Raw genomic sequence first — 26,343 nt, 5'->3', positions numbered from 1 at the left:
TGGCAGACCTGCAGCAAGCGCTGCGGCTGTTTGCCGAACAGCAGCAGCCCCGCCAGGTTGGGCACGCCGTCCTGCGCCAGTTGCAGGTTTTCCATCAGCTGCGCCAGCGGCAAGCCGGCCGCCTCCATGTTCTGGCCATACCGCCGCTCGACATAGCGACCCAAAGCCCGCTCGTCGATGTCCGTCAACGTGGCATTGCGTACCGGCACCTGATCGGCCTGTAGCAGCCCCGCGCGCTGGAACATGCGCTGCATCTAGCAAACAACCGCCCCCGCTGTTGGCCAGGGCCGCCAGCTCGGCGGCCAGGCTGTCGGCGTTGGTGGCGTCGCGCTTGAACTGGTGGCGGCTGTCTTCGCCGCTGGCCAGAATGCGCCGCAGTTCGGTTTCGGTCATGGCGAGGTGCCCCTGGGTCGGAGTGGCAGCATGAGGTCAAGGATGTTGATTGACAGAGCCTGTGCAAGGGCCTGTGTGTGGCATGCACTTGACCTTATCAGACCGCCACGCCGCCCGACCCATGCGCGGGCTGTTGCGCAGCCCCTCAGCGCATGTGCAGCTCGGACACCGCAGACAGGCTGTGCTGGTGGCCGCCGGGGGCAGCGCGTGTGACCAGGGGTTTGCGCGAGGTGAGCTCGCACAGCCGCAAGGTCTCGGGGTCTTTGGCGCCGTTGAAGAAGGCTTGCAGCGCGAGGCGAAACACCAGCTCTTCGGGCGCGGCTTCGCTGAACAGCGTCATGCACGAGAAGAACTTCAGGTCGTCGGGTGCGCCCAGGATCTGGCTGGCCGATTTCTGGGTGTGGCGCAGCACGGCGGTGGTGCATTCGTGCAGGCGCGGGCCGAGCACGGGGTGTTTCTGAAAGGCCCGGGCTTCATCCAGGCATTCGATGCCGTAGAACTGGGCCCGCTGGCTGCAGCCCAGGCCGCGGTGCTGCGGGAACACGAACCAGATCCAGTGGCTTTGTTTGTAGCCCGCCTTGAGCTCGTTGAGCGCCTGGTCGTAGACGGGGGCTTGAGCGTCGAGAAAGCGTTGAAGGTTCATGTGGCGGCACTGCGCTGATGCGGAGTGCCAAAACTATCACGCACGCGTGTCTGCGCCCACCACAGGTGGGGGATGAGCCGACCTGCGGTGTTGTCAGTCGGCCATCAATGCCGGCAACGACAGCGTGCTCGTCACGTCGGGCTGGCTGGGCGGCAGCCACCGCAAGCCGGCTTCGGCGGCCCAGCGTTGCATCTCGCCGCTGGTCTGGCTGCGTGCGATCACGCGGTTGGTGGCGTCGAGCAGCGTGGTCTGGCCCTGCAGCGCCACGAAGCCGAGGTTGATGCCCAGCGAGCGCTGGAAGTCGGCGAGTTGCACCGGGCTGGTGGGGTGCAACAGGCGGCGGGCGTCCACGGCGGTGCTGGTCATGAGCATGGCGTCCACGCGGCCGGTGTCGAGCGCTCCCCAGGCGTCTTCGCGTTGCCCCATCGAGACCATGCTGGTGTGCAGATAGCCGCCCCGGTACATGGAGATCAAGGTGCCTTCGAGCGTGCCGGCCACCGCGCCCACCTTGCGCCCGCGCAGGTCGGCCAGCGTGCGCACGGGTGGCTGCCCGGATCGCAACGCAATCGACAGCGCCGTGCCCTGGTAAGGGCGGCTGGCCACCAGCGTGCCCAGCGGCACGAAGGGGCGGTCGCGCTGGCGTTTGGCGCCGGGGTAGTCGGGTGTCTTGAAGCGCTCGCGTGTGGGGGCGCCGAGGTCGCTGGCCAGCAGCGGGAAGCCGCTCACCAGATCGCAGATGCCGGCCGAGAGCAGGGCGTTGACCTCGTGGGTCAGCATCGTCTCCTTCTCCACCTCGGACTCGAACGGCACCACGCGCAGGTCGCGGCCAAGTTCGCTGGCAATCGCCCGCGCCAGCAGCACATCGAAGCCGGCCACCTGGCTTTTGGTTCTGTATGACAGTGGCGCGTTTTCTTCGCTCATGCACACGGTCAGTGGTTCGGCGGCGTGGACGGTGATGGCCGCTAGGCTGAGCAAAAGGCCGGTCAGGTAAGGCTTCATCTCAGGGCTCCTTGCCACCACGCGAGCCCACATAGGCCCAGAGCGCCTGCACCGCCTGCATGTCCAGCGCGTCCTTGAACGAGGGCATGTTGCCCTTGCCGTTGACCACCGACTGTATGAAGCGGTCGGGCTGGTCTTGCGGGAAGCGGCGCAGGTCGTACACGGTGGTGCCGGCGTTGACCATGTTGCGACCATGGCACTGCGCGCAGGTGCGGTGGTACTGCTCGCGGCCTTTTTCAATGGCCGCCAGATCGAAGGTCGGCGGTGGGGTTGTCTGTGCGTGCGCGGCCCCGATCAGGGCCGCGCCGCACAACCACATCAGCGGTTGTCGCATCGTCAGATGATCATCAATTGAGTGAGAAGGTCCAGAGCGATCCACCAGCGGGGGTTTGTCCCATGCGTTCGTCGCCCAGCAGGGCCCAAACGCCACCAGCACCCGAGACCACGCTCACGTACTGCTAGCCCTTGTGTTCCCAGGTCACGGGCAGGCCGATGATCCCGGAGCCGGTCTGGAACTCCCACAGCTTCTTGCCGTTGCGCGCATCCACCGCCATGAACTCACCCGTGGCCGCGCCGGTGAACACCAGGTTGCCTGCGGTGGACAGCGTGCCGGCCATGCTCGGCTGGCCGGGCCAGGCCATCTGCCACTTGCTCTTGCCGGTCATGGGATCGATGGCGCTCAAGTAGCCGTGCGGCTGGTCCTTGGGCATGTTCACGCCGCGGAAGTTCACACCCAGGTACCACTCGCCCTTTTTGTATTCGGGCTTGGCCAGCTGGTAGGGCCAGCTGATGTTGAGGGTGTTGGCGTAGGCGAGACCCGTGGCCGGGTTCCACGACATCGGGGTCCAGTTCTTGCCGCCGAGCACCGAGGGGAAGATTTCCACGTCTTCACCGGCACGCGCCTTCTTGTCCGCCTCCGAGAGCACGGGGCGGCCGGTCTTGAGGTCGATGCGCTCGGCCCAGTTGACCTTGACGTAGGGGTTGGCGGCGAGCAGTTCGCCGGTGGCCCGGTCGAGCACGTAGAAGAAGCCGTTGCGGTTGGCCTGGGTCAGCACCTTGCGGTTCTTGCCGCCGATCTTCATGTCCACCAGCATGCCGACTTCGGTGGAGTCGTAGTCGTAGGGATCGTTGGGCGAGAACTGGTAGTGCCACACCAGCTCACCGGTCTTGGGCCGGATGGCCAGCACGGTGTTGATGTAGAGGTTGTCGCCCAGGCGGACGTTGGGGTTCCAGGGGCCGCCGTTGCCGGTGCCCCAGTAAACGAGGTCGAGCTCGGGGTCGTAGGCGCCGGTCAGCCAGGTGGGCGCGCCGCCTTTGAGGTGGGTGTCGCCGGGCCAGGTGTCGCCACCCTTCTCGCCGGGTGCTGCGGTGGTGAAGAAGCGCCAGAGTTTCTTGCCGGTGGCCGGGTCCCAGCCGTCGATGAAACCGCGCGTGCCGTATTCGCCACCGGCGATGCCGGTGAGCACCACGCCGTTGGCGATCAGGGGTGCGCTGGTCATGGCCTGGCCGTCGAGGTAGTCGGCGGCCTTGCTCTTCCAGAGTTGTTTGCCGGTCTTGAGGTCCAGCGCGATCACGTGGGCGTCCAGCGTGCTGCGGTAGAGCTTGCCGTCGAAGATGGCAGCGCCGCGGTTCAGGATGCCGCAGCAGGCCATCTTGAAGACGTCCTGCGGCAACTCGATTTCCTGTTTCCAGATCTGTTTGCCGGTGAGCGGGTTGAGCGCCACCGTGGTGTTGTGCGTGGTGATGTACATCACCCCGTCATGCACGATGGGCTGCGACTCCTGGCCCTGCGGGTTGTTCAGGCTGTAGGCCCAGGTGGGGCTCAGCTTGGCCGCGTTGCCGGTGTTGATCTGCTTGAGCGGGCTGTAGCGCTGGTTGTTGTAGCCCATGCCGTAGGTCAGCACGTCGCCGGGGGTGACGTTATCGTTGCGCAGGTCGGTGAGGCTCTGGGCCTGCACACCGCCCAGCAGAGTGGCCATCATCAAACCGCTCATGATCTGGCGTTTCAGGTTCATGTCGTTGTCTCCAGTGTTGTGGTCGGAAGTCGTCGGTCGCCGTGGGTGAACCTTTGCATGGTCAACCGTTTTGCCGATGCCCACCACTTCGGGTTTTCCCACCCGGTCAATTGTTCTGGCGTGGAACAGTTTCAGTGTCCGCCGCGCCACTCGCCCAGGCGGCGGTACAGCAGACCACGCGACACACCGAGCTGGCGCGCGGCGCGCGAGACGTTGCCGTCGCAGGCCGCCAGCGTGGCTTCGATCAGGGCTCGGTTGGCGTGGTGCAGCGTCGGGATGGCCGGCGCATCGGTGGCCGTGGTCACCTCGTCAGCCTGAGGTGGCGGCTGTTCGATGGCGGGTGCGTGGGGCGCTTCGTGGCGCGCCTGCAGCCACAGGGTCAGGCCGTTGGGGCACTGGCGGGGCTGTGCCTGGCCCCGGTGGGACAGCGCCAGCAGGTCCTCCAGACCGAGCCCGAACAAGGCCTCGGCATCGGTGGGCCGGGCGGGCACGCGCTCGGCGCCGAGCAGGCTCGCACCGGTCTGGTTGAGCCAGGCCACGCGGCCCAGCCCGTCCACCGCCGCCAGGCCTTCCAGCGGCGTGTGCAGCAGCGCCGGGCTCGACTGGAAACGCAGCAACAGCAGGGCTGCCGACTGCGCTTCAAACAGCCGGTTTTCAATGGCGGTGGCGTAGAGCCGCACCATGGCGGCGGCATCAAAGCGGAAGGCCTCGCCTTCGGTGGAGAGATCGAGCACGCCGGCCAGATCGCCTCGCGCATTGCGGATGGGCGCGGCCGCGCACTGCATGACCGAGACACCGGTGAAGAAGTGTTCCGCGCCGCGCACCACGCAGGCCTCACCGGTGCGCGCCACCACGCTGGGCGCGGTGGTGCCCATGTGGTTTTCGTCCAGGTTGACGCCCACGCGAGCCACATGCGGCATGAGGCTGCCCTCGCCGCGTGCGGTGGGCGTGGCCTGGATCAGCACGCCATCGGGCCCGGTGAGCAAGGCCTTGCACGGCGTGCCGGCCAGCGCGGCGTCAAGCTGCTGCAGATCGTGGCTGGCCGCTTGCAGCAGCAGGCGGTTGCGCGCCAGCGCGCTGGCAATGCGCGCCTTTGTCACCGGCTCCAGGTTGATCGACTCGGAGGGCCGGCGGTTGGCCACCGTGCAGCGCATCCACGACTGGATCACCAGCTCCGGCACCAGACCCGAGGGGCGCTGGCCTTCGTCAAAAAACATCTCGCGCGCGAGCGCCACACGCTGCTCGGGCGTGGCAAAAAACAGGCCTGCGGTGCGCGGCGGCGCGGCATGGCCGAACGCTGAAGGGAGCTTGGGTGGGTGTGGCATGTCGGGTGAGCGTCTGAATGTGTACCGCTGCGGTCCACATGCGGCCTAGGGAAAGTACTGAGCGGCTGTCGCGCCTGTGCGGCGTCTACGATCGTCCGAGTCACCGCCATCCCAAACGAACGAGACAACATGAACCACCCGCCCAGTGCCAGTGCCCAAGCCTTTCTGAAGTCCCGCGACCAGTTGCTGGCCTTGCGCGGTGATCCCGCTGCGGCCAGCGCGCAGTTCCGCTGGCCCGAGCTCACCGATTTCAACTGGGCGATCGATCACTTCGACGCCATGGCCGCGGGCGTCGATGCCACTGCGCTGTGGATCGTGGACGCCGACGGCACCGAGGCGCGGTTCTCTTTCGCGCAGCTCGCGCAACGCTCCAACCAGGTGGCCAATTTCCTGCGCGCGCAAGGTGTGCAGCGCGGTGACCGCGTGCTCATGGTGCTGGGCAACGAAATCGCGCTGTGGGAGACCATGCTGGCGGCCATCAAGCTGGGCGCGGTGCTGATTCCGGCCACCTCGCTGCTCACACCCGACGACCTGCGCGACCGCATCGCACGTGGCCATGTGAAACACGTGGTGGTGGGTACCGTGCAGGTGCCCAAGTTCGAAGCCCTTGCGGGCGGTTTCTCGCGCATCTGCGTGGGCGCGCCGCAGCCGGGCTGGGTGGATTTCGCCGCATCGAAAGACGCGGCCACCGCGTTCGACCCACAGGGCACGACCCGCGCCACCGACCCGATGCTGCTGTACTTCACCTCGGGCACCACCTCGCAGCCCAAGCTGGTGCTGCACACGCACCAGAGCTACCCGGTGGGCCACCTCTCCACCATGTACTGGCTCGGCTTGAAGGCCGGCGACGTGCACATGAACATCTCTTCGCCGGGCTGGGCCAAGCACGCCTGGAGCTGTTTCTTCGCGCCGTGGAACGCGGGCGCCTGCGTCTTCATCTACAACACGCCGCGCTTCAGTGCGCAGGGCTTGCTGGCCGAGCTGGAGCGTTGCCGCATCACCAGTCTGTGCGCGCCGCCCACGGTGTGGCGCATGCTGATCCAGGAAGACCTGGCCGCGTGGCAAGGGCGCCTGGCGCTGCGCGAGGTGATCGGCGCGGGCGAGCCGCTGAACCCGGAAATCATCGAGCAGATCCGCAAGGCCTGGGGCCTCACGCTGCGCGACGGCTACGGCCAGACCGAGACCACCGCGCAGGTCGGCAACGCGCCGGGCCTGCCGCTCAAACCCGGCTCCATGGGCCTGCCGCTGCCAGGCTACAAGATCACGCTGCTGGACGCCGATGGGCATGAGGCCGACGAAGGCGAGGTCTGCATCGACCTGAGCGCGCGCCCGCTGGGCCTGATGGTGGGTTACCTCGACGCGCCCGAGAAAAACGCGGAAGTGATGCGTGGTGGCCACTACCACACGGGCGACACCGCCGCGCGCGACGCCGACGGCTACCTCACCTTCGTGGGTCGGGCCGACGACGTGTTCAAGGCCTCGGGTTACCGCATCAGTCCCTTCGAGCTGGAGAGCGCGCTCATCGAGCATGAAGCGGTGGTGGAGGTGGCGGTGGTGCCGTGCCCGGACCCGGTGCGCACGGCGGTGCCCAAGGCCTACCTGCTGCTGGCGCCCGGATTCACGCCGGGGCCGGCGCTGGCCGAGGCCATTTTTGCGTTCGCGCGCCAGCAGCTCGCGCCCTACAAGCGGGTGCGCCGCATCGAGTTCGTGAGCGAACTGCCCAAAACCATCTCGGGCAAGATCCGCCGCGTGCAGCTGCGCGCGCAAGAGGTGGAGCGCCAGGTGGCCGGCGCGCGCGGAGCAGGGGAGTTTCTGGAAAGCGACTTTCCGAACCTGCGCCAGGACGACTGAGGCTCCGACCGTCCGGGCGGGGATTGTGGCGCCCGCAGCCCGATGAGCGGTTCACTGACGGGACCAAGTGCGTTCCGATCCGGTACTGGGGTGGGTAGCATCAGGAAACACAATTTCTTGCAACGCCTTCGGAGGCCCGGTGCAGATCGCACCCGCCTCCGTTGCCTTTTCTGGAGCCGACCACCCCATGACATCCACCACCGTTCCCGGCATCTCACGCCGCCGCTTCAGCGGCCTTGTTGCTGGTGTGGCCACGCTCGGTGCCTCCAGTCTGCGTGCGCAGTCGGGCAACCGCATCCTGCTGGGCCAGTCGGCCGCGTTCACCGGTGCCGCTGCGCAGCTGGGCATCCAGTTTCATGCGGGTGCCAAGCTGTTCTTTGACCAGCTCAACGGCCAGGGCGGCGTGAACCAGCAGCGCGTGGAAATACTGCAGCTCGATGACGGTTACGAGCCGGACCGCTGCGTGGAGAACACCAACAAGCTGATCGCGGCCGACGTGTTCGCGCTCTTCGGCTACATCGGCACGCCCACCAGCGTGGCCGCGCTGCCGCTGGCCTTCAAGTCCGACGTGCCCTTCTTCGCACCCTTCACCGGCGCCATGGGCCTGCGCCAGCCGTTCAACCGGCTCGCCTTCCACCTGCGCGCGTCCTACAACGACGAGACCGAACTCATCGTGCGCCAGCTCACCAACCTGGGGCTGAAGAAGATCGCGGTGTTCCACCAGAACGACGCTTACGGCAAGGCCGGCCTGGACGGCACGGTGCTGGCGCTCAAGTCGCGCAACCTGGAGCCGGTGGCCACCGCCACGGTGGAGCGCAATTCGGTGGACGTGGCCCAGGCGGTGGAGAAGATCAACGCGGCCAAACCCGACGCGGTGGTGCAGATCAGCGCCTACAAATCGTGCGCGGCCTACATCCGTGCGGCCAAGGCGGCGGGATACGGCGGCACTTTCTACAACGTGTCGTTTGTGGGCACGCAGGCGCTGGCCGACGAGCTGGGCAAAGACGGCGCCGGTGTGGTGGTGTCGCAGGTGATGCCCACGCCGTACACGGCGTCCAAACCGATTTCGCGCGAGTTTCAGGAGGCCATCGGCAAGGGCGGCAACAAGGTGCAGGCCAACTTCTCCAGCATGGAAGGTTTCCTCGCCGCCAAGCTCTTCACCGAAGGTCTGCGCCGCTCGGGCTCGCGCCTCACGCGCGACAGCTTCATCGGTGGTCTGGAATCGATCGGCACCACCTCCATCGGTGGCTACTCGGTGTCGCTGAGCCCGACCAACCACGTGGCCTCGCGCTACGCCGAGCTCTCCATGCTCACGGGCGACGGACGCGTGCGCACCTGAGCCGCACAGCACCATGAAAAACGCCAGCAGATGCTGGCGTTTTTTGTTTCCCGGCCGGGAGGCGCCGGACTCAGCCTTGCTGGCAGAGCGCGGTGGGCCGCTCCCAGCCGGAGCCGTTGCGCGGCCACTCGACAAGCACGCCCTGGTCGGTGTGGGCGACCACGCGACCGTCGGTGCGGTCCAGGCTGCCCAGGTGCAGGCGGTTGACGCGAACGCCGGTCTGAAAGCGGGGTGTCTGGAAAAAGGTCTTGAACAACTTCAACATGGGAACTCTCTAAGGGTTAACCCGTATTTTAAGTGTGGGGCGTTCCAAGTGCCTGATTCATCAGAATCGCTAATGAAGCATCAGGGGCAGAGCCCCAGGGCCTGAGATGGAAGGGTGATCCCGGCGGCGGTGATCCAGCATTCCCGGCAGCCGGGCGAGCCGATGCGCGAGACAGTGGAGCCCTGCTGAAGATGCAACCGTATGTATCTGCATTCGCCCCGAAAGTCCGTCATGCAAGTCCCCGTCACGCCGTCCGATGTTCCGCTGATTCCGTTGCCCAGCGCCCCGTTGCTCCAGGTTTTGCTTGTGTGCGCGCGGGGTGAGCACCTGCAGAAGGTGCGCTGCCTGGCCCGCCGCTGGCCGCAGGCTGCGCACGTGCACTGGATTCCCGACCCCGAAGATGCGCTGCAGCACGCGCGGGCGTCTGTGCCTCAGCTGGCCATCGTGGACGCGCGGCTGGAGCGCGCCTGTGCTTCGTCGCTGAGCACGCGCCTGCGCAGCGTGAGCCCCGATCTGGTGGTGATGAACTTTGACGCGCCCAGCGGCATGCACGGCGATGCGCCCGACAGCCACTGGCATTGGTCCGAGCTGGACAAGGCCACGGACTGGTGGGTCCGGCGCCATTTCCGCGCGCAGGCGCAGCAGAGGCCACCCACGGTTCAGTAAGTGATGGTCAGGGTCACCTGATCGAGGTAGGTGCCGGCCGGCACGCTCTGGTTGGCCGGTATGCGGCCATACACGGTGTGGGCGCGGGTGCCCTGCAGGCACAACAAACCCAGCAAACCTGTGGAGATGGCGCCCCCGACGGTGCCACCACCCGCCCCGCCATCGCCCCAGGGCGTGCTGCGGGCGGCATCGCTGGTCAGCGAGTAGTGCAGGCGGCCTGCGCCGCTGGCCATTTGCCGGTTGCCGGGGGTGCCCACCAGACCGCTGGAGAGCGAGAGCGTGTAGGCCACGTTGCAGGCCAGCAGCAGGTAGGTGGGGGTGCAGGTCACGACCACGCTGGCGGCGCTGTCCACGCGGGGTCCGCCGGGCGAGGTGTAGCCCCCAAAGGCCAGCGGCGTGACCGCCACGGCGCAACTGCTGGCGCGGGCGTCCATGGCGCCCAGGGTGCCCAGGGTGCCCAGCAGCATCAGGCCGGCGAGGACGGTTCGTTTCATCACAGTGGGTGCGCCTGGCAGGTGAGTGGGCCGATCTCGGGCTGGATGGTGGCGGCGTCCGGCACCTGAAAGAGCAGGTGGCAGACGCCTTGCGGGCCGTCGATGCGGATGCGGTTGATGTCCTCGACATCGTTCAGATACACCTTGCCGCCCTGGGCGAACGGTGCGCCGCTGCCGGGGGCTTCGTCGGCGCGGCGCGCGCGCGAGCCGGCTGCCACGGGTTCGCCATCGGGCATCCGCACGGCCAGCAGCACCGAGCGGCTGCGCCGCGCCGGAAACTTCGCCTGCACCACCGACTGCGCGCGCGGGCGCAGCCGCATCTCGGGAAACGACAGCAGCATGTCCATGGGCAGCGCTTCGGCCGAGACGCCGATCACGTTGTCTTCCCAGGGTTGCAAACCATGGACCCAGGCGCGGCCACTCTCGTCGGTCACGGCCACTTCGCGGTGGTTGAGCCGGATGCCCACCCCGGGCATGCCCTCCACCTCGATCTGTGCGGCCACGCCCTCGCCCAGCGCGCGGCCGGCCACCGGCATGCCGCCGCCCAGCCAGATCACGCCGCCGCTGGCGGTGGCGCGCAGGGCGGTGTCGTTGGTGCGGCCCACGCGTGCGGCCTGCAGCTCCACGCGCCCGGCGTCGCCCAGCCAGCTCACGGCACCGAGCGCGCGCGCCTGGCCGGTGCCGGCCTGCACCCGCCAGCCCGGCCCGCCGGTGACCGGCTCGTGCCGCTGCGCCTGCACGGCCAGGGTGTTCTCCGGGCCGCTCTGGGCGCGCACGGCGGCGGTGGTTTCGCGGTCGAGCTGGCGGGTGAGCATCAGGGCCACGCTCCAGCGGTCTTCACGGTGCAGAGCGCTCAGGCCCATGTGCCAGTCGGCGCCCATGCGCCGCTGCACCGAGGCGGTGAGCACGCGGGTGCGCAGGCCGGTGGCACCGGTCTGCCAGATGCCGCCGGCCGACCAGCTGGTGAGGCCGGCGTTCCAGCCGCCAAACAGCGCGGTGCGCCGGGCGGGTGCGCGGGTGCCGTCGAGCTGGCGGAAGTGCTCGTCCGCGCTCTCGATGCTGGCACTCAGGTGGTACTGGCGTGTGATGCGCTCCAGCGCCAGGCGCAGGCTGTGTCCGCTGCCCACGCCGTCGGCCTGGCTGAGCGCGGCCTGCCCGCTGAGCACGCCCCACTGCGCGGGAATCCAGTGCCCGCCCAGGCGCAGGCTGCGCACCAGGTCGCTGGTCTCCACCCGCGCCTGGGTGGTGACGGTGTTGCTCCAGCCGTGGCGCACCGAGGCGGCGGCAAAGCGGCCTTCGTAGCGGTCGCCGGGCAGGCCCTGGTTGAGCCGCAGCATGCCGGCTTCAAAGCAGCTGTCGGTGAGACCCGAGCGCAGCAGGCGCGGGCTGGTGTAGTAGGGCACCGAGCGCACCTGCTCGATGCCTTGCAGATCGCGTTGCACGATGCGGATTTCGCCCGCGCCCGTGACGGTGGGCAGGGTGTCCAGCGAAAACGGACCGGAGCCCACCGCCACGCTGCCGGCCGGGCGGTCGTTGATGAGCAGGTCGATGCCGCTGGGCACCTGGGCGCTGCCCTGCACCGAGGGCAGGGGGTGGTGGACCTGCTCGGGCTGCAGGCCGAAGTCGGAGCGCATCTGCACGCCGGCAAAGCGCAGCGTGGGCGCGAGCTCGCCGCCGCAGCTCAGCGCGTCGCCCACGGTGGTGCGCCACAAGGTGTCGGGCTCGGCGTGGTGCCAGGTGGTGTCGAGCCGGCGAAAACGCGGCTCGCTGCCGGGCACCGCGCCCAGTTGCAGCACACCGCTGTGGCGCAGCCCGCCCTGGCCCGTCAGGCCGAAGGCGCGCAGATCGAGGAACGCGGTGGACTGGCTGCCATTGCTGTCGCGGTCCATGTTCAGGGTGTAGTCCAGCGCCAGACCCAGGCTGGTCTGGCTGAGCGCGGCGGCCGCGTTGCCCGACTCGGCCATGTTCATCACCTGGTTCGCGAAGGCGGCAGACGCGGCCATGAGCTCCAAGCGCTGGGTGCTGGCGCGCAGCTGCGGGTTCCAGGCATACAGGCCGTGGTGGGGTTCGCCGTCGATGGTGCGCGCCAGGTCCACCGGCTTCAGACGCCAGGCGGCCATGGCCTTGGCCGAGGCAAAGAAGCGGCCGTCTTCTTCGACGATGAAGGCGTTGGCGTCAGCCGACTGGCCGTTGATCCACACATCGAGCAGGCGCACCTGATGGGCGGCGAGCACCTGGCCCGGCCCGATCAGGAGTGCGGCGGTCAGGACGACCCGACGCTCATTGCGCGACCACGGCATCGAACTGGCTGCGCAGGGTGCCGGCATCGCTGTCGGCCTCGATGCGCAAGGTCTTGTGGCGCAGCGCGGCCGGCAGTGGCCAGCGGCAGCGACCGCCCGGCAGCGCGTAGCACGGCCCCAGGCTGGTGGGTGCGGTGTCCTCGGCCTGCAGGCGCAGTTCGCGCACATGCAGGTGGCGCGCGCCGGGGTTGTTGAGTTCCACCACGCCGTCCTGGGCGTGGCGCTGCCACCGTGCCTGTGCTGCACCGGTGCCGGTGCCCACCACAAACACCGGCAAGCTCAGGCGCAGCAGCATCTGCACGCCGCTGTCGCCATCCGCCGGTGTGGTGGCCACCTGGCTGAGCCAGATGCGGTGGGGCCGCTCCACGCCGTCCTGCGCCGCGCGGCGCAAACCCACCCGCACCACCTGCTGGGCGCCGGGGGCGAGTTCAAAAATGGGCGGGTTCACGATCAGGTCCTGGCTGGGCTGGAGCTGGTCGCGGTCCTGGTCCTGCGACCAGTCAAAGGCCTCGGCCTGGATCAGCAAAGGGCGTGCGGTGGGGTTGGACACCATCAGCTGGGCGGTGGGTTGGCGGTTGCCCAGGTCCAGGCGCACCGGGCGCACCTGAAACGCCAGGGCGTCTGCTGGCCACGCCGCGATGCCCGCGAGCAAGGCCGCAGCGGCCAGGCCTTGAGCGAACGCGTTGCGGGCGGTCATGGCGGGGCTCAGTAGGTGGCTGTCACGGTGATCGTGTCCGAGTACGTTCCCACCGCCGCAGCGGCGCTGGAAGGTACCCGGCCATAGACCGTGAACGATTGCTGCAGGCCGGTGCCGGTGCTGCTGCGGGTGCTGGTGCCCACCGTGCCGTCGCCCCAGGGGGTGGTGCGGGCGGCGTCCTGGAACAGGGCGTATTCCAGGGTGTCGCCACCGCTGGTCATGCGCCGTGATGCCACCGTGGCGCCGGTGCCGGTGCCCGCGTCCAGGCCGAGCGTGTAGGGCGTGCCCACGGTGCAGACGGCCGAGATCAGCACGTTGCCGTCTTGCTGCACGCCGGGGGTGACCACACCGAACGCCAGCGGCACGCCGCCGGAGACGGTGCAACTGGGCAGCACGGTGGCGGTGACGGTGAAGGTCGTGGTGCTGGTTTGTGCCCGGGCGCTCTGGGCGGCAACGAGCAAGGTGAGCAGCACCAGCCATGACAGGGTGTGGCGCAGGCCTCGGTGGGCCGGGCGGAGCAGTGATGCAAGGTGGTTGTTCATGATCGGACTTCCTTTCAATGGAGCGCAATGCCGGGTGGAGTGCCCTGGCGCCCTCCCCGGGTCTTCTCTGGCACATGCAAGGTGAATCGGCATGCTGCAGTGCAACCTGTGTAGGGAAAGCTGGATTCCTGTCGCGAGAAATACCCTCCCCGGTTTTGGGGCATGATGTTCTGCAACGGTTTTTTGCAGGCCCATCGGGCCCCACCCCAAGGAGGACCGCTTCCGACATGGCTGCCATCCGACAACGTCAGCGCGCCGTTCACTGGCTGCTGCCCTTGCTGCCCGCGCTGCTGGCCCTGCTGCTGCTCGGGCTGCTGGTGGTGGCCACCGACCGGATCGTCGGCCGCGAGCTGGAGCGCCGCGCCGAGTACCGCGTCGAGCAGACGGCGCAGCAGTACGCCGACCGCATCGAGCGTGTGCTGGCGCGTCGTGTCGTCGAGCTCGAACTGGTCGCGCGGCTGGCCGCCACCAATGTGCCGCCCGATCTGCTGCGCTCGGAGCTGGGTCGGCTCAAGGACGTCACCAACTCGTATGTGTGGATTGGTGTCACCGATCTGGACGGCGTGGTGCAACTGGCCACCAACAGCATCCTCGAAGGCGCCTCGATCCAGCAGCGGCCGGTGTTTGTCAACGGCAGCCAGGGGCTGTGGTTCGGCAGTTTTCACCCCCCGAAGGCCCTCATCGAGCCGCTCAAGCGCGCCAACCTGCCGGTTCCTGCCGAGCTGGCCGATCTGGCGATGCCGGTGGTGCAGGCCAACGGCCTGTTGCAGGGCGTGATGGCGGCGCACCTGGATGCTGCGTATTTCGAGGGTTTGCGCAAGGAAGCGCTGGGGCCCGAATTCGCGCAGCGTTCCCTGCAGCTCGCCTTGCTCGACGAACAGGGCACGCTGCTGCAGGGGGCGCTGCAGCCCGGCATGGGAGAGAGCTGGCGCGAGGCTGTGGCGGCGAGCCCGGGCACGCTGCTGGTGCACCAGGGCGCCGACGGACGCCAGCATGTGCTGTCGAGCCAGGCGGTGAGCCCGACCGATTCCAGCCTGCGGCCCCGCTGGCGGGTGGTGGCCAGCCAGCCGCTGGACGCGGTGCTGTTGCCGGTGGTCCAGTTGCAGCGCACGGTCTTGATGGTGGGCGGCACCGCCGTGCTGATCCTGGGCGCGGCCGGCTTCTGGCTCTCGCGCCGGCTGGCCCGTCCGTACAGCCAGATGCTGGACGCGGTGGCCGACCAGCTCGGCCCCCAGACCACCGACACCCCCGACACGTATTTGAAGGTCATTGCCGAGCAACTGCGCCGCCTGCCCAAACCCGGCTCGGGCACCTCGCCCGGTGAGCAGTTGCTGGCGCAAGTGCTGTACGACACCGGCCGCCTGCAGGCGGTGCTGCAGCACCTGCCCGCTCCGGTGTACCTGGTGGACGACGACCTGCGTGTGGTGTTCTGGAACCTGGCCTGCGAGAAGGTGTTTGGCTGGACCGCCGCCGAGGCCCATGGGCGCCCGGTCACCGAGGTACTGCCCAGTGCCTCGGGTGCACAGGAGCGCGAAGCGATACGCGCCGAGGTCGCTGCTGGTCGCGGGCCGTGGGAGTTCGTGGGCCACATGCTGCGCCGCGATGGCAGCGAGATGTGGGGCGATTGGCGGCTGATCAAAGTGGTGGGCGTGGATGGCCGCTCGTTCGGCTTGCTGGCGCAGGTGCACGACCTCACCGCCGAGCGCCACGAGCGCGAGCAGGGCGAGGTGTTCGCCGCCGTGATCGATTCGGCCAGCGATGCGGTCATCAGCGTGGACGTCGAGGGCTGCGTCAGCCTCTTCAACCCGGCCGCCGAACGCATCTTTGGCCATCCGGCCCACACCATGGTCGGCCAGAACCTGGACATCCTGCTGCCGGGGGAAGACCGCGACCACCACCGCGGCTACATGCACCGGTTTGCCGATTCCCGCGCCACCACCCGGCCCATGGCCGCCGGCCATGTGCGCGGCCTGCACGCCAGCGGCCAGTTGCTGGAGCTGGAGGCGTCCATTTCGCAGGTCACGGTGCGCGGCAAGAAACTGCTGACCGCGATCCTGCGCGACGTGACCGAGCGCGTGCGTGTCGAGCAGGCCATGGCCCGCTACCGCACCGAACTCTCCGACCTCGCTCAGCGCCTGCTCGACCAGGAAAAAGTCACCACCCAGCGCCTGGCCCAGACGCTGCACGACAAGCTGGGCCAGACCTTGAGCGCCACCCGCCTGTCGTTCGACGTGTTCAGCCGCCGCGGGGTGGAGCAACTCGAACCCCGGCAGCAGGAACGCCTGCGGCTGATCGGTCAGCTGATCGAACAGGCGGTGCAGGAGGTGCGGCAGGCGCTGGTGGAGCTGCGCCCGCCCTTGCTGCAGGAACAAGGCCTGCAGGCCGCGCTGGACAACGAGGTCCGCGTGCGCTCGATCGAGGCCGAATCGGTGGTGCTCACGCTGGACGTGGGCACAGACACCGAAGGCCTGCGCTGGCCCGCCGAGGTGGAGTACGCGGCCTTCATGATCGCGCGCGAAGCCACCGGCAACGCACTGCTGCACGCCTCGGCCAGCGCCATCGAGCTGCACCTCGAAGGCAGCGCCGATGAGCTGTGGCTGCGGGTGAGCGACGACGGCATCGGGCTGAACGACAGCCTGAGCTTTGGCCGCCCCGGTCACCTGGGCATGGTGGGCATGCGCGAGCGGGCGCTGGCCATCGGCGGACAGCTGCAGGTGCAGGCGTCTGCCTCGGGAGGCACCGAAATCTCGCTGACATGGACACGCAGGCCTGCTGGTACCCGGTCCGTGTCATGGACCGAACACCGTTCTGAAACGACTTGAAGCCATGAGCGACATCTACCTCATCGACGACCACGCCATCGTGCGTGATGGTTTGCGCGCCGTGCTCGAAGACGCAGGACACCATGTGGTGGGCGAGTCCGACCAGCCGACCCAGGCGCTCTCGGAGGTGTTGCGCCTCTCGCCCGGCGTGGTGCTGCTCGATCTTCAACTGGGCCAGCGCTCGGGCTTCGAGGTGCTGGAGCAACTGCACAAACGCAAGTCCACCGCGCGCACCATCGTGCTGACCATGTCGGCCCAGCCGCGCCATGTGGCCGAGGCCTTGCGCCTGGGCGCTGCCGGCTATGTGCTCAAAGGCTCACCGGCCACCGAGGTGCTCAAGGCGGTGGAGGCGGTGGCCTCGGGCCGCAAGCACCTGGGCCCCGAGGTGGCACAGCTCGCCATCGAGTTGATGGCGCAGGACAACGCGCCCACGCCGATCGAGGCCCTCTCCGGGCGCGAGCGCCAGGTGATCCAGCTGGTGGTGCGCGGCCTCACCAGTGTGGCCATCAGCGAACAGCTGCACCTCTCGCGCAAGACGGTGGAGTCTTACCGCAGCCGGATCATGGCCAAGCTCGATGTGCACGATGTGCCGGCCCTGGTGCGCCTGGCGATCCGCGAAGGCATCATCAGCGCGGACGACATGTGAAGCGTTGAACACACTTCGAAACACCATCGAACCTCGATCCAGGCGGGGTTCGTCGAGACAATAGATGCCATGAAAGCCAACATTCACGATCTGGGCTACGAGCCCACCGACCTGCACGTCACCATTTCCGAACTGATGGTGGCCACCGCCGACCAGTCCGACGACATGCTCGACCGCACCATCACCGACGTGCTCAAGACCCTGCGCGACCGCATGAACATGGATGTGGTGTTCTGCTCCGAGTTTGTCGATGGACGCCGCGTGTTTCGCCAGGTGGCCACCAGCGGCGTGCGCCAGACCGTCTCTGTGGGTGACTCGGACGAGCTGGAGCAGAGCTGGTGCCAGCGCGTGGTGGACGGACGCCTGCCGCGCTTCATGGCCGATGCGCGCGCCGACCCGGTGGCCAGTGCGTTGATGGACCAGTTGCCGTTCTCCATCGGTACCCACATCAGCACGCCGATCGTGCTCAAGAACGGCGAGGTCTACGGCACCTTGTGCAGCTTCTCGTTCAGTCCCCAGGACAACCCGAACCCGGAAGACCTGAAGACGCTGGAGATGACCGCCAAGCTCACAGCGATGCGGCTTGACGGACGCAACGTGATGCCGGCGCCCCGGGACATTCCGGACTGGAACCTCAAACCCAAGTGAATGCCCACAGGCTGGCGTGCCGGGCGGTGCCCGGCAAAATAGTCGCACCGCCGCGCCGGCTTTTGGTCGATACTGAAACGCGCAGCCGCATCCGCAGACCCTGCGAAGCTGGTGTGTGCGGCCGCTGATCGCCCTCCCTGTGTCTCCTCTGGAACCAGACGCCATGGACAACACGACAGCCTCCCACGAACCCTCCGGCGGGCCGTGCACCCCTTACGACCGAGCGCCCTGTGGACTGCTCAGCATCGACGCCGAGCTGCGCGTGGTCCACATGAACCAGACGCTGATCGCATGGCTGGCGCTGGACCCCGCTGAATTCACCGGCGGACGACCCACCAAGCCCACCGACTTCCTGAGCCTGGTGCACCAGACCGATCCGCATCCCCGCGCCTTGCTCGGTTCTCACCTGGCCTTGCTCTCGCGCGGCGGCCACAGCGCACCGCTGGAGATCGACATCCAAGGCCCCGACGACCGCGTGTTCAGGGTTGAGGTCGGCACCGAGCCGGTGCTCGATGCGAAGGGCAAGTTTGCGTCCGCCAGCGCGGTGGTGCTGGACGCAACCGCGCGCAGCCAGGCCGAACGCCGCGTGGCCGAACTCAAGCGCGAACTGGAGCAGCGCGTGGCCCGGCGCACCAACCAGCTGATGGCCGCGAACAAGGACATCGACGTGTTCTCGCACAGCGTCTCGCACGATTTGCGCGCGCCCTTGCGCCACATTTCCAGTTTTGTGGCGCTCACGCAGGAGCGCCTGGGCCCCACCGCGGACAGCCAGCTGCTGCAGTACCAGACCTCGATCGCCAAAGCCAGCAAGCGCATGGGTCTGATGATCGAGGGCTTGCTGGAGTACGCGCGCATGGGCCGCGTCTCGCTGGCACGCCAGCAGGTGCCGCTGAGCCCGCTGGTGCAGGGCGTGGTGCGGCACCTTCAGGCCGAGCACCCGGCACGCTCGATCGAATGGGTGATCGACGACGACCTGCCGCAGGTGCGCGGCGACGCGATTTTGCTGGCCGAGGTGTTGCGCAACCTGCTGGAGAACGCGGTGAACTTCACACGCACCCGGCCGGCGGCCCGCATCGAGATCGGTCAGTGGACCGACAGCACCGGCGAGCGGGTGGTGTTCGTGCGGGACAACGGCGTGGGCTTCGACCTGGAGCATGCGCCCAACCTCTTTGCCCTGTTCCAGCGACAACACCACTCGATGGACTACGAGGGCATCGGCACCGGCCTGGCGCTGGCCCAGCGCATTGTGGAGCGCCATGGCGGGCGCATCTGGTGCGAGCAGGCATCCAGCGCAGGATGCACCTTTGCCATCAGCCTGCCCGCGCAGGTGATCGACCCCGAGAGCGAGTTCGGCCGGCTGCCCGCTTGAGGGCTGCGCGGCCTGCGCTCAGAAGCGCCGCGTGAGCTCGACGCCGGCCGAGAGCGAGCGGCCGAGACCGGGTTCGAAGAAGCGGCTGTTGCCGTCGTTCACGATCACCGAACCGGCGTGCTTCTTGTCGGTGAGGTTGTCGATGCGCACGAACTCGCGCCAGGTCCAGGCGCCGGTGGTTTGCTCGAAGCGGGCGCCGATGCCCAGGAGGGTGTGCCTCTCGGCCAGTGCAGTGGTGGGGTTGTTGGCATCGTTGGCGAACACGCTGCCGGTGTGCCGTGCCTCCAACGTGAACACACCGCCAATGCCCGATGCGAAAGCCGGAGCCCAGGCCAGCTGGGAGAAGAACTGGTGCTCTGGCAGACCCGGCAGGCGGTTGCCGGCCGGGATGCTGGCGGTGCCACTTCCGTAGCGCGCGCGAAGGTAGGTGTATGCACCGCTGAGCGTGACGTTGCCCATGCCGTACTCGGCCGACAGCTCAACTCCCTGGCGTTTCGTGCTGCCTCCATTGGTGAAGCTTGCCCGACCATCGACCGTGCCCGCCGAGACAATCTCGTCTCGGGTGCGAATGTCGAACAGCGTGGCATTCCACAGGCCAGCTGCGTTGCGACCACGAAGACCGATCTCTGTCTGTGTGCTCCTGCTTGCGTTGAGGTCGGTGTTGAAGCCTGCTGCTCCCCCGACGCTGTAGGCCGATTCGTTCAGCGTGGGTGTCTCCAGGCCGCGGCCGATCGACGCGAAGGCTTGCGTCTGCGGTGAAAGCTGCCAGCGCACGCCCAGCACGGGCAGCCAGGCGCTGTAGCGGTTTCCCCCACTCTGGTCGCCGTTGGAGAGAAACACGTCGGACGATTCAAAGCGCGCCCCGACACGACGCAATCCGCCCTCGAACGTCCAGTCCTGTATTTGCCAGGCCGCCTGCGCGTAAGGGTCCAGGGTGGTCGCAGTGTTGGTCTCGTCGCGACGCAGAGCGCCCGTCACGCCGACCGTGCTGCCCACGAAGTTCTGGTAGCCACGCCGCAGATCTGTCTGGCGGTCGCCGGCGAGGCCAGCGCTCAGGTTCAACTGACCACCTTGCCACTCGCGCTGCAGACGCCAGCGGGCGTTGAAACCCCAGTAGTCGCGATCAAGGTCGATCACGCCGCCGGAATTGCCGGGGAACAGGGCTGGGTTCTGATTGGCCACCGGGATCGACTGGAACTGAATCACCCGACGCTGCCCGGCGTAACCCATCAACTCGACCTTGTGGCCGTTGCCCAGTGCCTGATCCCACGCCACGCCAGCTTGCGTTTGCGAGACCGATTTGCGGGTGTTGAACTGAATGGCCTGAGGCGTCGTCAACGGCGTACCGGCGTCAAACTGCGGACGGCTGAGCCCCTGCGGGTCCAGCGCAAACGCACTCTGCCGGTTGAACACGATGGTGGTGCGTCCACCCTCGTGCGCGCGCGAGAGCTTGGCGTTGGCCGTGCTGCGGTGCGCGGACGACTGCGGGCGTGCGCCGTCGGTGGCGAACTTGCCCACGTCCAGCGTGTACGACCAACCCGGCGCCTCGGCCGTGCCGGTCTGGCCACTCGCCTGGGTGGAAAAACGCCACAGACCGTTGGCGCCGGCCGCCACACCCGCGCGCACTTCGCCGGGTCTGCCACCGTCTTGCGTGTAGAGCAGGATGGCGCCGCCGCTGGAGGCACCGTAGAGCGATGCGAACGGCCCGCGCACGACCTCGATGCGCTCGGCGCTGCCCAGCGGGAAGTTGGCCGCCTGGCCGGAGCCGTCGGGCGCGCTGGCGGGGATGCCGTCGACAAAGAGGCGCACGCCGCGCACGCCAAAAGTGGAGCGCGCACCATAGCCGCGAATCGACACCTGCAGGTCTTGCGCGTAGTTCTCACGGTTGCGGATCACCAGGCCTGGCACGCGCCCCAGTCCCTCGGACAGGTTGATCTGCAACTGGCCGTTGCGCAGCTCGCTGCCGTCGACCACGTCCACCGTGGCCGCGCCGCGCCAGCGCTGGTCGGCCGAGCCGCTGCCGGTGATGACCACCGGGGCCAGCGCACCACCATCGGCGTCGGGCGGTGGTGGCGTGGTCTGGGCGTGCAGCCACGCGGGCAGCACGGCCAGGGGGAAAAGAACCAGGGAGCGCACTTGCATGGTGGGACGGTGTCTTGAAAATCGGGGGTGTCAGGGTGCTTGCACGCTGATCTGCAACGACGAGTACCAGGCGGCGAGGTCTTCGATCTCGGCGTCGGTCAGGGGCTTGGCGATCACGCCCATGACCTCGTGCGCGCGTTTGCCGCTGCGGTAGTTTTTGAGCTGCTCCACCAGGTAGATGGCGGGCTGGCCCGCCAGGTGGGGTGCGTTGGGCATCATCGACATGCCGTTGGGGCCGTGGCAGACCGCGCAGGCCATGTTGGCCTTGGTGCGGCCGACCGCCGGGTCGGCGGCAGAGGCAGCGCTCATGCTCAATGCAGCGGCGGCCATCAGAAGAAAAGTTCGCATGGGAATGAGGGTTCGTTCAAACGTGAGGTCGCGCAGGCGGCCCGCGTGGGCCGCCTGCGCGAGGGATCGGGACCGATCCCGGAGGGACGCCGAAATCAGTTCGGCGAGTAGGTGACGCGGTAGATCGCGCCGACGTAGTCATCAGAGATCAGCAGCGAACCGTCTTTCATGGGCGCCACGTCCACCGGGCGGCCCTTGTAGACGCCGTTGCCGTCCAGCCAGCCTTCAGCAAACACCTCGGACTTGCCTGCGGTGCCGTTGGCGTTGAGCGGGATGAAGTTGATCAGCGCGCCGGTGGCCTGGCTGCGGTTCCACGAGCCGTGCGAGGCCACGAAGATGCCGCCCTGGTACTTGGCCGGGAACTGCTTGCCGTTGTAGAAGGTCATGCCGAGCTGGGCCTGGTGGGCCGGGAACTCCACCTGCGGGAAGACCGCGTTGGCGGGCTCCTTCATGTCCTTGAGATCGGGTGCTGCCGCTGTGCCCGCCACCTTGAACTTGCCGTTCCAGTAGGGGTAACCGAAGTGCTCACCGACCTTGGTGGCGCGGTTGAGTTCGCCCGGTGGCACATCATCGCCCAGGCCATCGGTCTGGTTGTCCGTCCACCACACCGACTTGTCCTTGGGGTTGATGTCCATGCCGACCGAGTTGCGCATGCCGCGAGAGAACACCTCGCGCTTGGAGCCGTCGAACGCGTTCATGCGCACCACGCCACCGATGCCGATCTTGTCGTACAGGTCGACCTTGCCTGCCGGCTGCACGTTGTGCGGCTGGCCCAGGGTCACATACAGCATGCCGTCGTCGGCCACGCGGCAGGTGCGCGCGCCGTGGTTGAACGACTCCTCTTCCACCGGGATCAGGCCGCCCTGGGGCACCACCTCGATCACGGCCACATCCGGGCCTTCATAGAAGAACTCGGCGGCGGGGAAGTTGAGCACGCGGTTGTGCTCGACCACCACCAGGAAACCGTCCTTGGTCCAGCACACGCCGTTGGGCACCTTGAAGTTGATCGACGGTGCGAAGGGTTTGACCTCGTCGGCCGCGCCGTCACCATTGCGATCGGTCACGGCCCACACGCGGGTCTTGCGGGTGCCCACGAAGAGCATGTTGGTGCTGGGGGCCACCGCCATGTGGCGCGCATCGGGCACGACGGCGTAGAGCTCGATCTTGAAGCCGGGCGGCAGCTTCACGGCCTTGAGGTTGGCGCGGATCGCATCGGCGTTCTTGCCTTCCTGCGGGACCGGTGGAATGTTCAGGTCAACACCTGAGACCTTCATCTGCTTGAGTGTGGACAGGTTGTCCTTGCCAGCTTGTGCCAGGACGCCTGTGGCCAGGCCGCAGGCCATCAAGGCCAGCAACAGTTTGGTGCTTTTCATATGTCTCCTCTGTGTGATTTAGATCTCGAAAGTAACGTTTCGAGAAAATCATTCTCAAGGGAAACAGGGCCACTTTGCAATCCCCATGGTTGGTGGGGGAATGACTGTTGCGCCGCTTGAAATGCCCGCCGGTCGTGCTACGCGACTTCTCTACCCCCTCAGGGTATCGAGCGCGGTGTGCTGCGGGCGCTCAGTCGGGCACCACCGCCGTCACTTCGATCTCCACCTTCGCCCGCTCTTCGACCAGCGCGCTCACCTCCACACAAGTCATCGCGGGGAAGTTCTTGCCCATCACCTCGCGGTAGGCCTCGCCCAGTTCGCGCAGGCGGTGGTTGTATTCCACGCGGTCGGTGATGTACCAGGTCATGCGCACCATGTGCTGCGGCCCGGCGTCGGCGCAGGCCAGCACGTCGCGGATGTTGAGCAGCGCCTGGCGCGTCTGCGCGATGAAGTCGTCGCTCTCGAAGGTCTGGCTGGCGTTCCAGCCGATCTGGCCGCCCACGAACACGTGGGTGCCGCGCGCGGCGATGCCATTGGCATAACCTTTTGGGGTGGCCCAGCCGGGCGGTTGAAGAATTTTCATGTCGGGTTGGATTTTTTTTCAGGGGGTTGTGCGCGTTTGCTGGCGCAAAGCAAACCGCTGCAGCTTGCCGGTTTCGGTGCGCGGAAGTTGGGCCAAAAAGACCACCTCGCGCGGGTATTTGTAAGGGGCCAGGCTGTGCTTCACGTGGTCTTGCAGCGCCTTCATTTGCGCGGCGTCGGCGGCGTGGCCCGGTTTGAGCACCACGAAGGCCTGCACGATCTGGCCGCGCTCGTCGTCGGGTTTGCCCACCACGCCGCACTCGGCCACCGCCGGGTGCTCCAGCAGCGCGGCTTCCACCTCGGGGCCGGCCACGTTGTAGCCGGCGGTGATGATCATGTCGTCGGTGCGGGCCTGGTAGAAAAAGTAGCCGTCGGCGTCCATGCGGAAGGCGTCGCCGGGGTGGTTCCAGCCGCCCTTGACGTAGTTCGTCTGGCGCGCGTCGTCGAGGTAGCGGCAACCGGTGGGGCCGATCACCGCGAGCTTGCCCACCTCACCCACCGGCAGCGGCTCACCATCGTCGTTCACCACCCGCGCCTGGTAGCCGGGCACCACCTGGCCGATGGCGCCGCGGCGCACCGCTTCGGGTGGGGACGAGATGAAGATGTGGAACATCTCGGTGGCGCCAATGCCGTCCAGCATCTCCAGCCCGGTGGCGTCTTTCCAGAGCTGGCGCGTGGCGTCGGGCAGGCCTTCGCCCGCGCTCACGCTGATGCGCAGTTTTCCAATGCCGTGCTGCTGTGCGAACGCCGCCATCTGGCGGTAGAAGGTGGGCGCGGTGTAACAGATGGTGGCGCCCACGCGGGCCATGAGCTGCACCATGCCTTCGGGCGTGTAGGGCACGGACGGGAAATACACCGAGGCACCGGCCCACATGGGAAACACCAGCAGGCCGCCCAGGCCGAAGGTGAAGGCCAGCGGCGGTGAGCCCATGACGATGTCGTCCGGCGTGGCGCGCAACACGTGGCGTGGCCAGGTTTCGCAGGCGGCCAACACATCGCGGTGGGTGTGCACCGCCGCCTTGGGCGTGCCGGTGGTGCCGGAGGTGAAGGCGAGCAGGGCGATGTCGGTGGCTGCCGTGGGGCAGGGCGCGCTGTGGGCGCACTGGCGCTGCGCCAGGGCTTCCAGCGAGTGCGGCACCTCGGCGCCACCGGTGTTGAACACCAGCATCGCCATGCCGGCGGTGGCCGGGTCGGCAGCCAGCGCGGCCTTGAGTTCGTCCTGCAGTTTCACGTCGCACAGCGCCAGCACGGGCTGCGCCTTCTGGAGGATGGCGCCGAGCTCCTTGGCGCGCAGCAGCGGCATGGTGGCCACCGCCACCAGCCCGGCCTGCACCGTGGCCAGCCAGGCCAGCGCCATGGCCACCGAATTGCCGCCGCGCAGCAGCACGCGGTTGCCCGGCACAAGGCCCAGTTCCACGGTGAAGACGTTGGCCATGCGGTTGACCTCGGCCTGCGCCTGCGCGTAGCTCAGCGTGCGCTCGTCGCTGCGAAACAGCGCGCGGTCGGCGTGGCCGGCGGCGGTGGCGCGCTCGAACAGCGCCTGCACCGCGTTCACCTGCGCGGGCAGTTGCAGCTCGGGCAGGTCAAAGCGCAGCTCGGGCCACTGCTCGATGGGTGGCAGGTGGTCGTGCACGAAGGAGTCGACCTGCGCGGAAGGAACGGCGATCTTGTTCATCTCAATGCCGCTTTGCCCAGGATCAGAAGCTGAACTTCGCTCGCACCTTCGTAGATGCGCAGCGAGCGGATGTCGCGGTACAGGCTCTCCACCTTCTGGCCCACCTGCACGCCGCGCCCGCCGAACATCTGCAGCGCCATGTCGATCACGCGCTGCGCGTTCTCGGTGGCGGTGAGCTTGGCGGCGGCCGCAGCCGTGGTGTAGGCGGGCGTGCCCATGCCTTGGGTGGTGCTGCAGTCGCGCTGCCAGGCCGCGCGGTAGGTGAGCAGGGCAGCGGCGTCGATGAGGGCGCTCATCTCGCCCAGGCGGGCCTGCGTGAGCTGGAAGTCGGCGAGGGTCTGGCCGAACATCTTGCGCTGCCTGGCCTGCGCGACCGCTTCAGCAAACGCGCGCCGCGCCATGCCGAGCGCGGCCGCGGCCACCGAGGCGCGGAAGATGTCCAGCGTCTGCATGGCGAGCTTGAAGCCACCGTGCTGTGGACCCACCAGGGCGTCGCTGCCCAGCGCACAGTCCGAAAACCGCAGTGTGGCCAGCGGGTGCGGCGCCATCACGTGGATGTGTTCGCTGCTGTCCAGGCCGGGCTGCGCGGCATCGACGATGAAGGCGCTGATGCCGCGCGCGCCGGCCTGCGGGTCGGTCTTGGCGAAGACCACATAGAAGTCGGCCAGGTCGCCGTTGCTGATCCAGGTCTTGGTGCCGTTCAATGTCCAGCCGCTGGTGGTCTGCACGGCTTGTGTGGCCATGGCGGCCACGTCGGAGCCGGCGTCGGGTTCACTCAAGGCAAAGGCCGCGATCTTCTGGCCACTGGCCACGGCGCTCAGGTATTTGGCTTGTTGCGCGGGTGTTCCCGCCAGCGTGATCACGCCGCTGCCCAGGCCCTGCATCGCAAACGCAAAGTCGGCCAGGGGCGAATGGAAAGCGAGCGTCTCGCGCAGGACCACCAGCGAGCGCGAATCGAGTGCAGGCAGCTCCCCGCCGTGCGCCGCGGGCACGCAGTAGCGCAGCCAGCCGTCACGCCCCAGGCGCGCCACCCAGTCCTTGCAGGCGGCGCGGTCGTCGGCCTCGTCCACCTGTTGCAGCGCAGCCCAGTCGGCCAGGCGAGGCGCCATGGCGCGGTGGTGCGCGTCGAAGAAGGGCAGTTCCCACTGCGCTTGCGGTGGGTGCATGCCGTGGGGGTGTTCGAAGGCGACCATCTCAGACACCCTCGTT

At 67.8% G+C, this 26,343-nt stretch carries 23 protein-coding genes and 1 pseudogene; 7 read left to right on the top strand and 17 right to left on the bottom strand.

What is annotated here, in order from left to right; genetic code table 11:
- From ACN4F8_RS22585 to ACN4F8_RS22560, 6 genes and pseudogenes are all read right to left on the bottom strand, one after another.
- A pseudogene (locus ACN4F8_RS22585) lies at nucleotides 1-245 on the bottom strand (transcriptional regulator); the annotation flags it as partial.
- A 293-nt stretch (nucleotides 246-538) separates the two neighbouring features.
- Nucleotides 539-1,036, bottom strand: a complete 498-nt coding sequence (locus tag ACN4F8_RS22580) for a DUF1810 domain-containing protein (protein WP_419475628.1) — start codon at nucleotides 1,034-1,036, stop codon at nucleotides 539-541.
- Nucleotides 1,037-1,129: 93 nt separating this feature from the next.
- Nucleotides 1,130-2,035 (bottom strand): substrate-binding periplasmic protein, encoded by a 906-nt coding sequence (locus ACN4F8_RS22575; protein WP_419475627.1) that lies wholly within the window; start codon nucleotides 2,033-2,035, stop codon nucleotides 1,130-1,132.
- 1 nt (nucleotide 2,036) lies between these two features.
- Nucleotides 2,037-2,369: a c-type cytochrome gene (locus ACN4F8_RS22570; protein ID WP_419475626.1), complete on the bottom strand. Its 333-nt coding sequence runs from the start codon at nucleotides 2,367-2,369 to the stop codon at nucleotides 2,037-2,039.
- A gap of 124 nt (nucleotides 2,370-2,493) precedes the next feature.
- Complete coding sequence (locus ACN4F8_RS22565; protein ID WP_419475625.1) at nucleotides 2,494-4,050, bottom strand: PQQ-dependent dehydrogenase, methanol/ethanol family; 1,557 nt, start codon at nucleotides 4,048-4,050, stop codon at nucleotides 2,494-2,496.
- A gap of 131 nt (nucleotides 4,051-4,181) precedes the next feature.
- Nucleotides 4,182-5,375: a helix-turn-helix domain-containing protein gene (locus ACN4F8_RS22560; RefSeq protein ID WP_419475624.1), complete on the bottom strand. Its 1,194-nt coding sequence runs from the start codon at nucleotides 5,373-5,375 to the stop codon at nucleotides 4,182-4,184.
- Between the two features lie 129 nt (nucleotides 5,376-5,504).
- Here ACN4F8_RS22560 and ACN4F8_RS22555 point away from each other — a divergent pair, with 129 nt between their 5' ends.
- Together ACN4F8_RS22555 and ACN4F8_RS22550 are read left to right on the top strand one after the other, a co-directional pair.
- Nucleotides 5,505-7,226, top strand: coding sequence for an AMP-binding protein (locus tag ACN4F8_RS22555; RefSeq protein WP_419475623.1), 1,722 nt, complete (start codon nucleotides 5,505-5,507; stop codon nucleotides 7,224-7,226).
- A 187-nt stretch (nucleotides 7,227-7,413) separates the two neighbouring features.
- On the top strand, nucleotides 7,414-8,565 hold the full coding sequence (locus ACN4F8_RS22550) for an ABC transporter substrate-binding protein (RefSeq protein WP_419475622.1): 1,152 nt from the start codon (nucleotides 7,414-7,416) through the stop codon (nucleotides 8,563-8,565).
- A gap of 70 nt (nucleotides 8,566-8,635) precedes the next feature.
- Here the strand turns inward: ACN4F8_RS22550 and ACN4F8_RS22545 are convergent, their stop codons facing one another.
- Nucleotides 8,636-8,830: a hypothetical protein gene (locus ACN4F8_RS22545; RefSeq protein WP_419475621.1), complete on the bottom strand. Its 195-nt coding sequence runs from the start codon at nucleotides 8,828-8,830 to the stop codon at nucleotides 8,636-8,638.
- Nucleotides 8,831-9,061: 231 nt separating this feature from the next.
- Here ACN4F8_RS22545 and ACN4F8_RS22540 point away from each other — a divergent pair, with 231 nt between their 5' ends.
- Nucleotides 9,062-9,496, top strand: a complete 435-nt coding sequence (locus tag ACN4F8_RS22540; RefSeq protein WP_419475620.1) for a hypothetical protein — start codon at nucleotides 9,062-9,064, stop codon at nucleotides 9,494-9,496.
- Here the strand turns inward: ACN4F8_RS22540 and ACN4F8_RS22535 are convergent.
- From ACN4F8_RS22535 to ACN4F8_RS22520, 4 genes are read right to left on the bottom strand one after another with little or no spacing between them, the layout of a single operon-like run.
- Nucleotides 9,490-9,990: a spore coat U domain-containing protein gene (locus ACN4F8_RS22535; protein WP_419475619.1), complete on the bottom strand. Its 501-nt coding sequence runs from the start codon at nucleotides 9,988-9,990 to the stop codon at nucleotides 9,490-9,492. The genes ACN4F8_RS22540 and ACN4F8_RS22535 overlap by 7 nt on opposite strands.
- Nucleotides 9,990-12,317, bottom strand: coding sequence for a fimbria/pilus outer membrane usher protein (locus ACN4F8_RS22530; protein WP_419475618.1), 2,328 nt, complete (start codon nucleotides 12,315-12,317; stop codon nucleotides 9,990-9,992). The genes ACN4F8_RS22535 and ACN4F8_RS22530 overlap by 1 nt, the downstream gene beginning before the upstream one ends.
- The gene (locus ACN4F8_RS22525; protein WP_419475617.1) at nucleotides 12,271-12,987 is read right to left on the bottom strand and encodes a molecular chaperone; all 717 of its coding nucleotides are present in this window, start codon (nucleotides 12,985-12,987) and stop codon (nucleotides 12,271-12,273) included. The genes ACN4F8_RS22530 and ACN4F8_RS22525 overlap by 47 nt, the downstream gene beginning before the upstream one ends.
- An 8-nt stretch (nucleotides 12,988-12,995) precedes the next feature.
- A complete protein-coding gene (locus ACN4F8_RS22520; protein ID WP_419475616.1) occupies nucleotides 12,996-13,529 on the bottom strand; it encodes a spore coat U domain-containing protein in 534 nt (177 codons plus the stop codon).
- A gap of 227 nt (nucleotides 13,530-13,756) precedes the next feature.
- On the opposite strand from ACN4F8_RS22520, the gene ACN4F8_RS22515 reads away from it, so the two are divergent.
- The 4 genes from ACN4F8_RS22515 (at nucleotide 13,757) to ACN4F8_RS22500 (ending at nucleotide 19,014) form a co-directional block, all read left to right on the top strand.
- Nucleotides 13,757-16,351 carry a PAS domain S-box protein gene (locus tag ACN4F8_RS22515; RefSeq protein WP_419475615.1) on the top strand — a complete coding sequence of 865 codons (2,595 nt, stop codon included), beginning with the start codon at nucleotides 13,757-13,759 and terminating at the stop codon, nucleotides 16,349-16,351.
- Between the two features lie 4 nt (nucleotides 16,352-16,355).
- Nucleotides 16,356-16,997 (top strand): response regulator, encoded by a 642-nt coding sequence (locus ACN4F8_RS22510; protein WP_419475614.1) that lies wholly within the window; start codon nucleotides 16,356-16,358, stop codon nucleotides 16,995-16,997.
- 69 nt (nucleotides 16,998-17,066) lie between these two features.
- Nucleotides 17,067-17,645, top strand: a complete 579-nt coding sequence (locus ACN4F8_RS22505) for a GAF domain-containing protein (protein WP_419475613.1) — start codon at nucleotides 17,067-17,069, stop codon at nucleotides 17,643-17,645.
- A gap of 163 nt (nucleotides 17,646-17,808) precedes the next feature.
- Nucleotides 17,809-19,014 (top strand): sensor histidine kinase, encoded by a 1,206-nt coding sequence (locus ACN4F8_RS22500; RefSeq protein WP_419475612.1) that lies wholly within the window; start codon nucleotides 17,809-17,811, stop codon nucleotides 19,012-19,014.
- 18 nt (nucleotides 19,015-19,032) lie between these two features.
- On the opposite strand, the gene ACN4F8_RS22495 is transcribed toward ACN4F8_RS22500, so the two are convergent.
- The 6 genes from ACN4F8_RS22495 to ACN4F8_RS22470 form a co-directional block, all read right to left on the bottom strand.
- Entirely contained in the window at nucleotides 19,033-21,156 is a 2,124-nt protein-coding gene (locus ACN4F8_RS22495; RefSeq protein ID WP_419475611.1) for a TonB-dependent receptor family protein, read from the bottom strand.
- A gap of 30 nt (nucleotides 21,157-21,186) precedes the next feature.
- On the bottom strand, nucleotides 21,187-21,504 hold the full coding sequence (locus tag ACN4F8_RS22490) for a c-type cytochrome (RefSeq protein WP_419475610.1): 318 nt from the start codon (nucleotides 21,502-21,504) through the stop codon (nucleotides 21,187-21,189).
- A gap of 95 nt (nucleotides 21,505-21,599) precedes the next feature.
- Nucleotides 21,600-22,877, bottom strand: coding sequence for a PQQ-dependent sugar dehydrogenase (locus ACN4F8_RS22485; protein ID WP_419475609.1), 1,278 nt, complete (start codon nucleotides 22,875-22,877; stop codon nucleotides 21,600-21,602).
- A gap of 190 nt (nucleotides 22,878-23,067) precedes the next feature.
- The gene (locus ACN4F8_RS22480; RefSeq protein ID WP_419475608.1) at nucleotides 23,068-23,460 is read right to left on the bottom strand and encodes a RidA family protein; all 393 of its coding nucleotides are present in this window, start codon (nucleotides 23,458-23,460) and stop codon (nucleotides 23,068-23,070) included.
- Between the two features lie 18 nt (nucleotides 23,461-23,478).
- Nucleotides 23,479-25,134, bottom strand: a complete 1,656-nt coding sequence (locus ACN4F8_RS22475; protein WP_419475607.1) for an AMP-binding protein — start codon at nucleotides 25,132-25,134, stop codon at nucleotides 23,479-23,481.
- Nucleotides 25,131-26,327, bottom strand: coding sequence for an acyl-CoA dehydrogenase family protein (locus ACN4F8_RS22470; protein WP_419475606.1), 1,197 nt, complete (start codon nucleotides 26,325-26,327; stop codon nucleotides 25,131-25,133). Before ACN4F8_RS22470 ends, ACN4F8_RS22475 begins: the two co-directional genes overlap by 4 nt.
- Nucleotides 26,328-26,343 lie beyond the last annotated feature (16 nt).

The organism is Hydrogenophaga sp. (genome assembly GCF_048549895.1).
In the GTDB taxonomy this organism is placed as follows: domain Bacteria; phylum Pseudomonadota; class Gammaproteobacteria; order Burkholderiales; family Burkholderiaceae_C; genus Hydrogenophaga.
The sequence above is the reverse complement of the archived record's forward strand: the minus strand, read 5'-3'. Positions and strand labels throughout refer to the sequence as shown.

Excerpts from the sequence above, each read along its gene's own strand:
- ACN4F8_RS22580 (WP_419475628.1), bottom strand. The coding sequence starts at position 1,036 with ATGAACCTTCAACGCTTTCTCGACGCTCAAGCCCCCGTCTACGACCAG.
- ACN4F8_RS22575 (WP_419475627.1), bottom strand. The coding sequence starts at position 2,035 with ATGAAGCCTTACCTGACCGGCCTTTTGCTCAGCCTAGCGGCCATCACC.
- ACN4F8_RS22570 (WP_419475626.1), bottom strand. The coding sequence starts at position 2,369 with ATGCGACAACCGCTGATGTGGTTGTGCGGCGCGGCCCTGATCGGGGCC.
- ACN4F8_RS22565 (WP_419475625.1), bottom strand. The coding sequence starts at position 4,050 with ATGAACCTGAAACGCCAGATCATGAGCGGTTTGATGATGGCCACTCTG.
- ACN4F8_RS22560 (WP_419475624.1), bottom strand. The coding sequence starts at position 5,375 with ATGCCACACCCACCCAAGCTCCCTTCAGCGTTCGGCCATGCCGCGCCG.
- ACN4F8_RS22555 (WP_419475623.1), top strand. The coding sequence starts at position 5,505 with ATGAACCACCCGCCCAGTGCCAGTGCCCAAGCCTTTCTGAAGTCCCGC.
- ACN4F8_RS22550 (WP_419475622.1), top strand. The coding sequence starts at position 7,414 with ATGACATCCACCACCGTTCCCGGCATCTCACGCCGCCGCTTCAGCGGC.
- ACN4F8_RS22545 (WP_419475621.1), bottom strand. The coding sequence starts at position 8,830 with ATGTTGAAGTTGTTCAAGACCTTTTTCCAGACACCCCGCTTTCAGACC.
- ACN4F8_RS22540 (WP_419475620.1), top strand. The coding sequence starts at position 9,062 with ATGCAAGTCCCCGTCACGCCGTCCGATGTTCCGCTGATTCCGTTGCCC.
- ACN4F8_RS22535 (WP_419475619.1), bottom strand. The coding sequence starts at position 9,990 with ATGAAACGAACCGTCCTCGCCGGCCTGATGCTGCTGGGCACCCTGGGC.
- ACN4F8_RS22530 (WP_419475618.1), bottom strand. The coding sequence starts at position 12,317 with ATGCCGGCACCCTGCGCAGCCAGTTCGATGCCGTGGTCGCGCAATGAG.
- ACN4F8_RS22525 (WP_419475617.1), bottom strand. The coding sequence starts at position 12,987 with ATGACCGCCCGCAACGCGTTCGCTCAAGGCCTGGCCGCTGCGGCCTTG.
- ACN4F8_RS22520 (WP_419475616.1), bottom strand. The coding sequence starts at position 13,529 with ATGAACAACCACCTTGCATCACTGCTCCGCCCGGCCCACCGAGGCCTG.
- ACN4F8_RS22515 (WP_419475615.1), top strand. The coding sequence starts at position 13,757 with ATGGCTGCCATCCGACAACGTCAGCGCGCCGTTCACTGGCTGCTGCCC.
- ACN4F8_RS22510 (WP_419475614.1), top strand. The coding sequence starts at position 16,356 with ATGAGCGACATCTACCTCATCGACGACCACGCCATCGTGCGTGATGGT.
- ACN4F8_RS22505 (WP_419475613.1), top strand. The coding sequence starts at position 17,067 with ATGAAAGCCAACATTCACGATCTGGGCTACGAGCCCACCGACCTGCAC.
- ACN4F8_RS22500 (WP_419475612.1), top strand. The coding sequence starts at position 17,809 with ATGGACAACACGACAGCCTCCCACGAACCCTCCGGCGGGCCGTGCACC.
- ACN4F8_RS22495 (WP_419475611.1), bottom strand. The coding sequence starts at position 21,156 with ATGCAAGTGCGCTCCCTGGTTCTTTTCCCCCTGGCCGTGCTGCCCGCG.
- ACN4F8_RS22490 (WP_419475610.1), bottom strand. The coding sequence starts at position 21,504 with ATGCGAACTTTTCTTCTGATGGCCGCCGCTGCATTGAGCATGAGCGCT.
- ACN4F8_RS22485 (WP_419475609.1), bottom strand. The coding sequence starts at position 22,877 with ATGAAAAGCACCAAACTGTTGCTGGCCTTGATGGCCTGCGGCCTGGCC.
- ACN4F8_RS22480 (WP_419475608.1), bottom strand. The coding sequence starts at position 23,460 with ATGAAAATTCTTCAACCGCCCGGCTGGGCCACCCCAAAAGGTTATGCC.
- ACN4F8_RS22475 (WP_419475607.1), bottom strand. The coding sequence starts at position 25,134 with ATGAACAAGATCGCCGTTCCTTCCGCGCAGGTCGACTCCTTCGTGCAC.
- ACN4F8_RS22470 (WP_419475606.1), bottom strand. The coding sequence starts at position 26,327 with ATGGTCGCCTTCGAACACCCCCACGGCATGCACCCACCGCAAGCGCAG.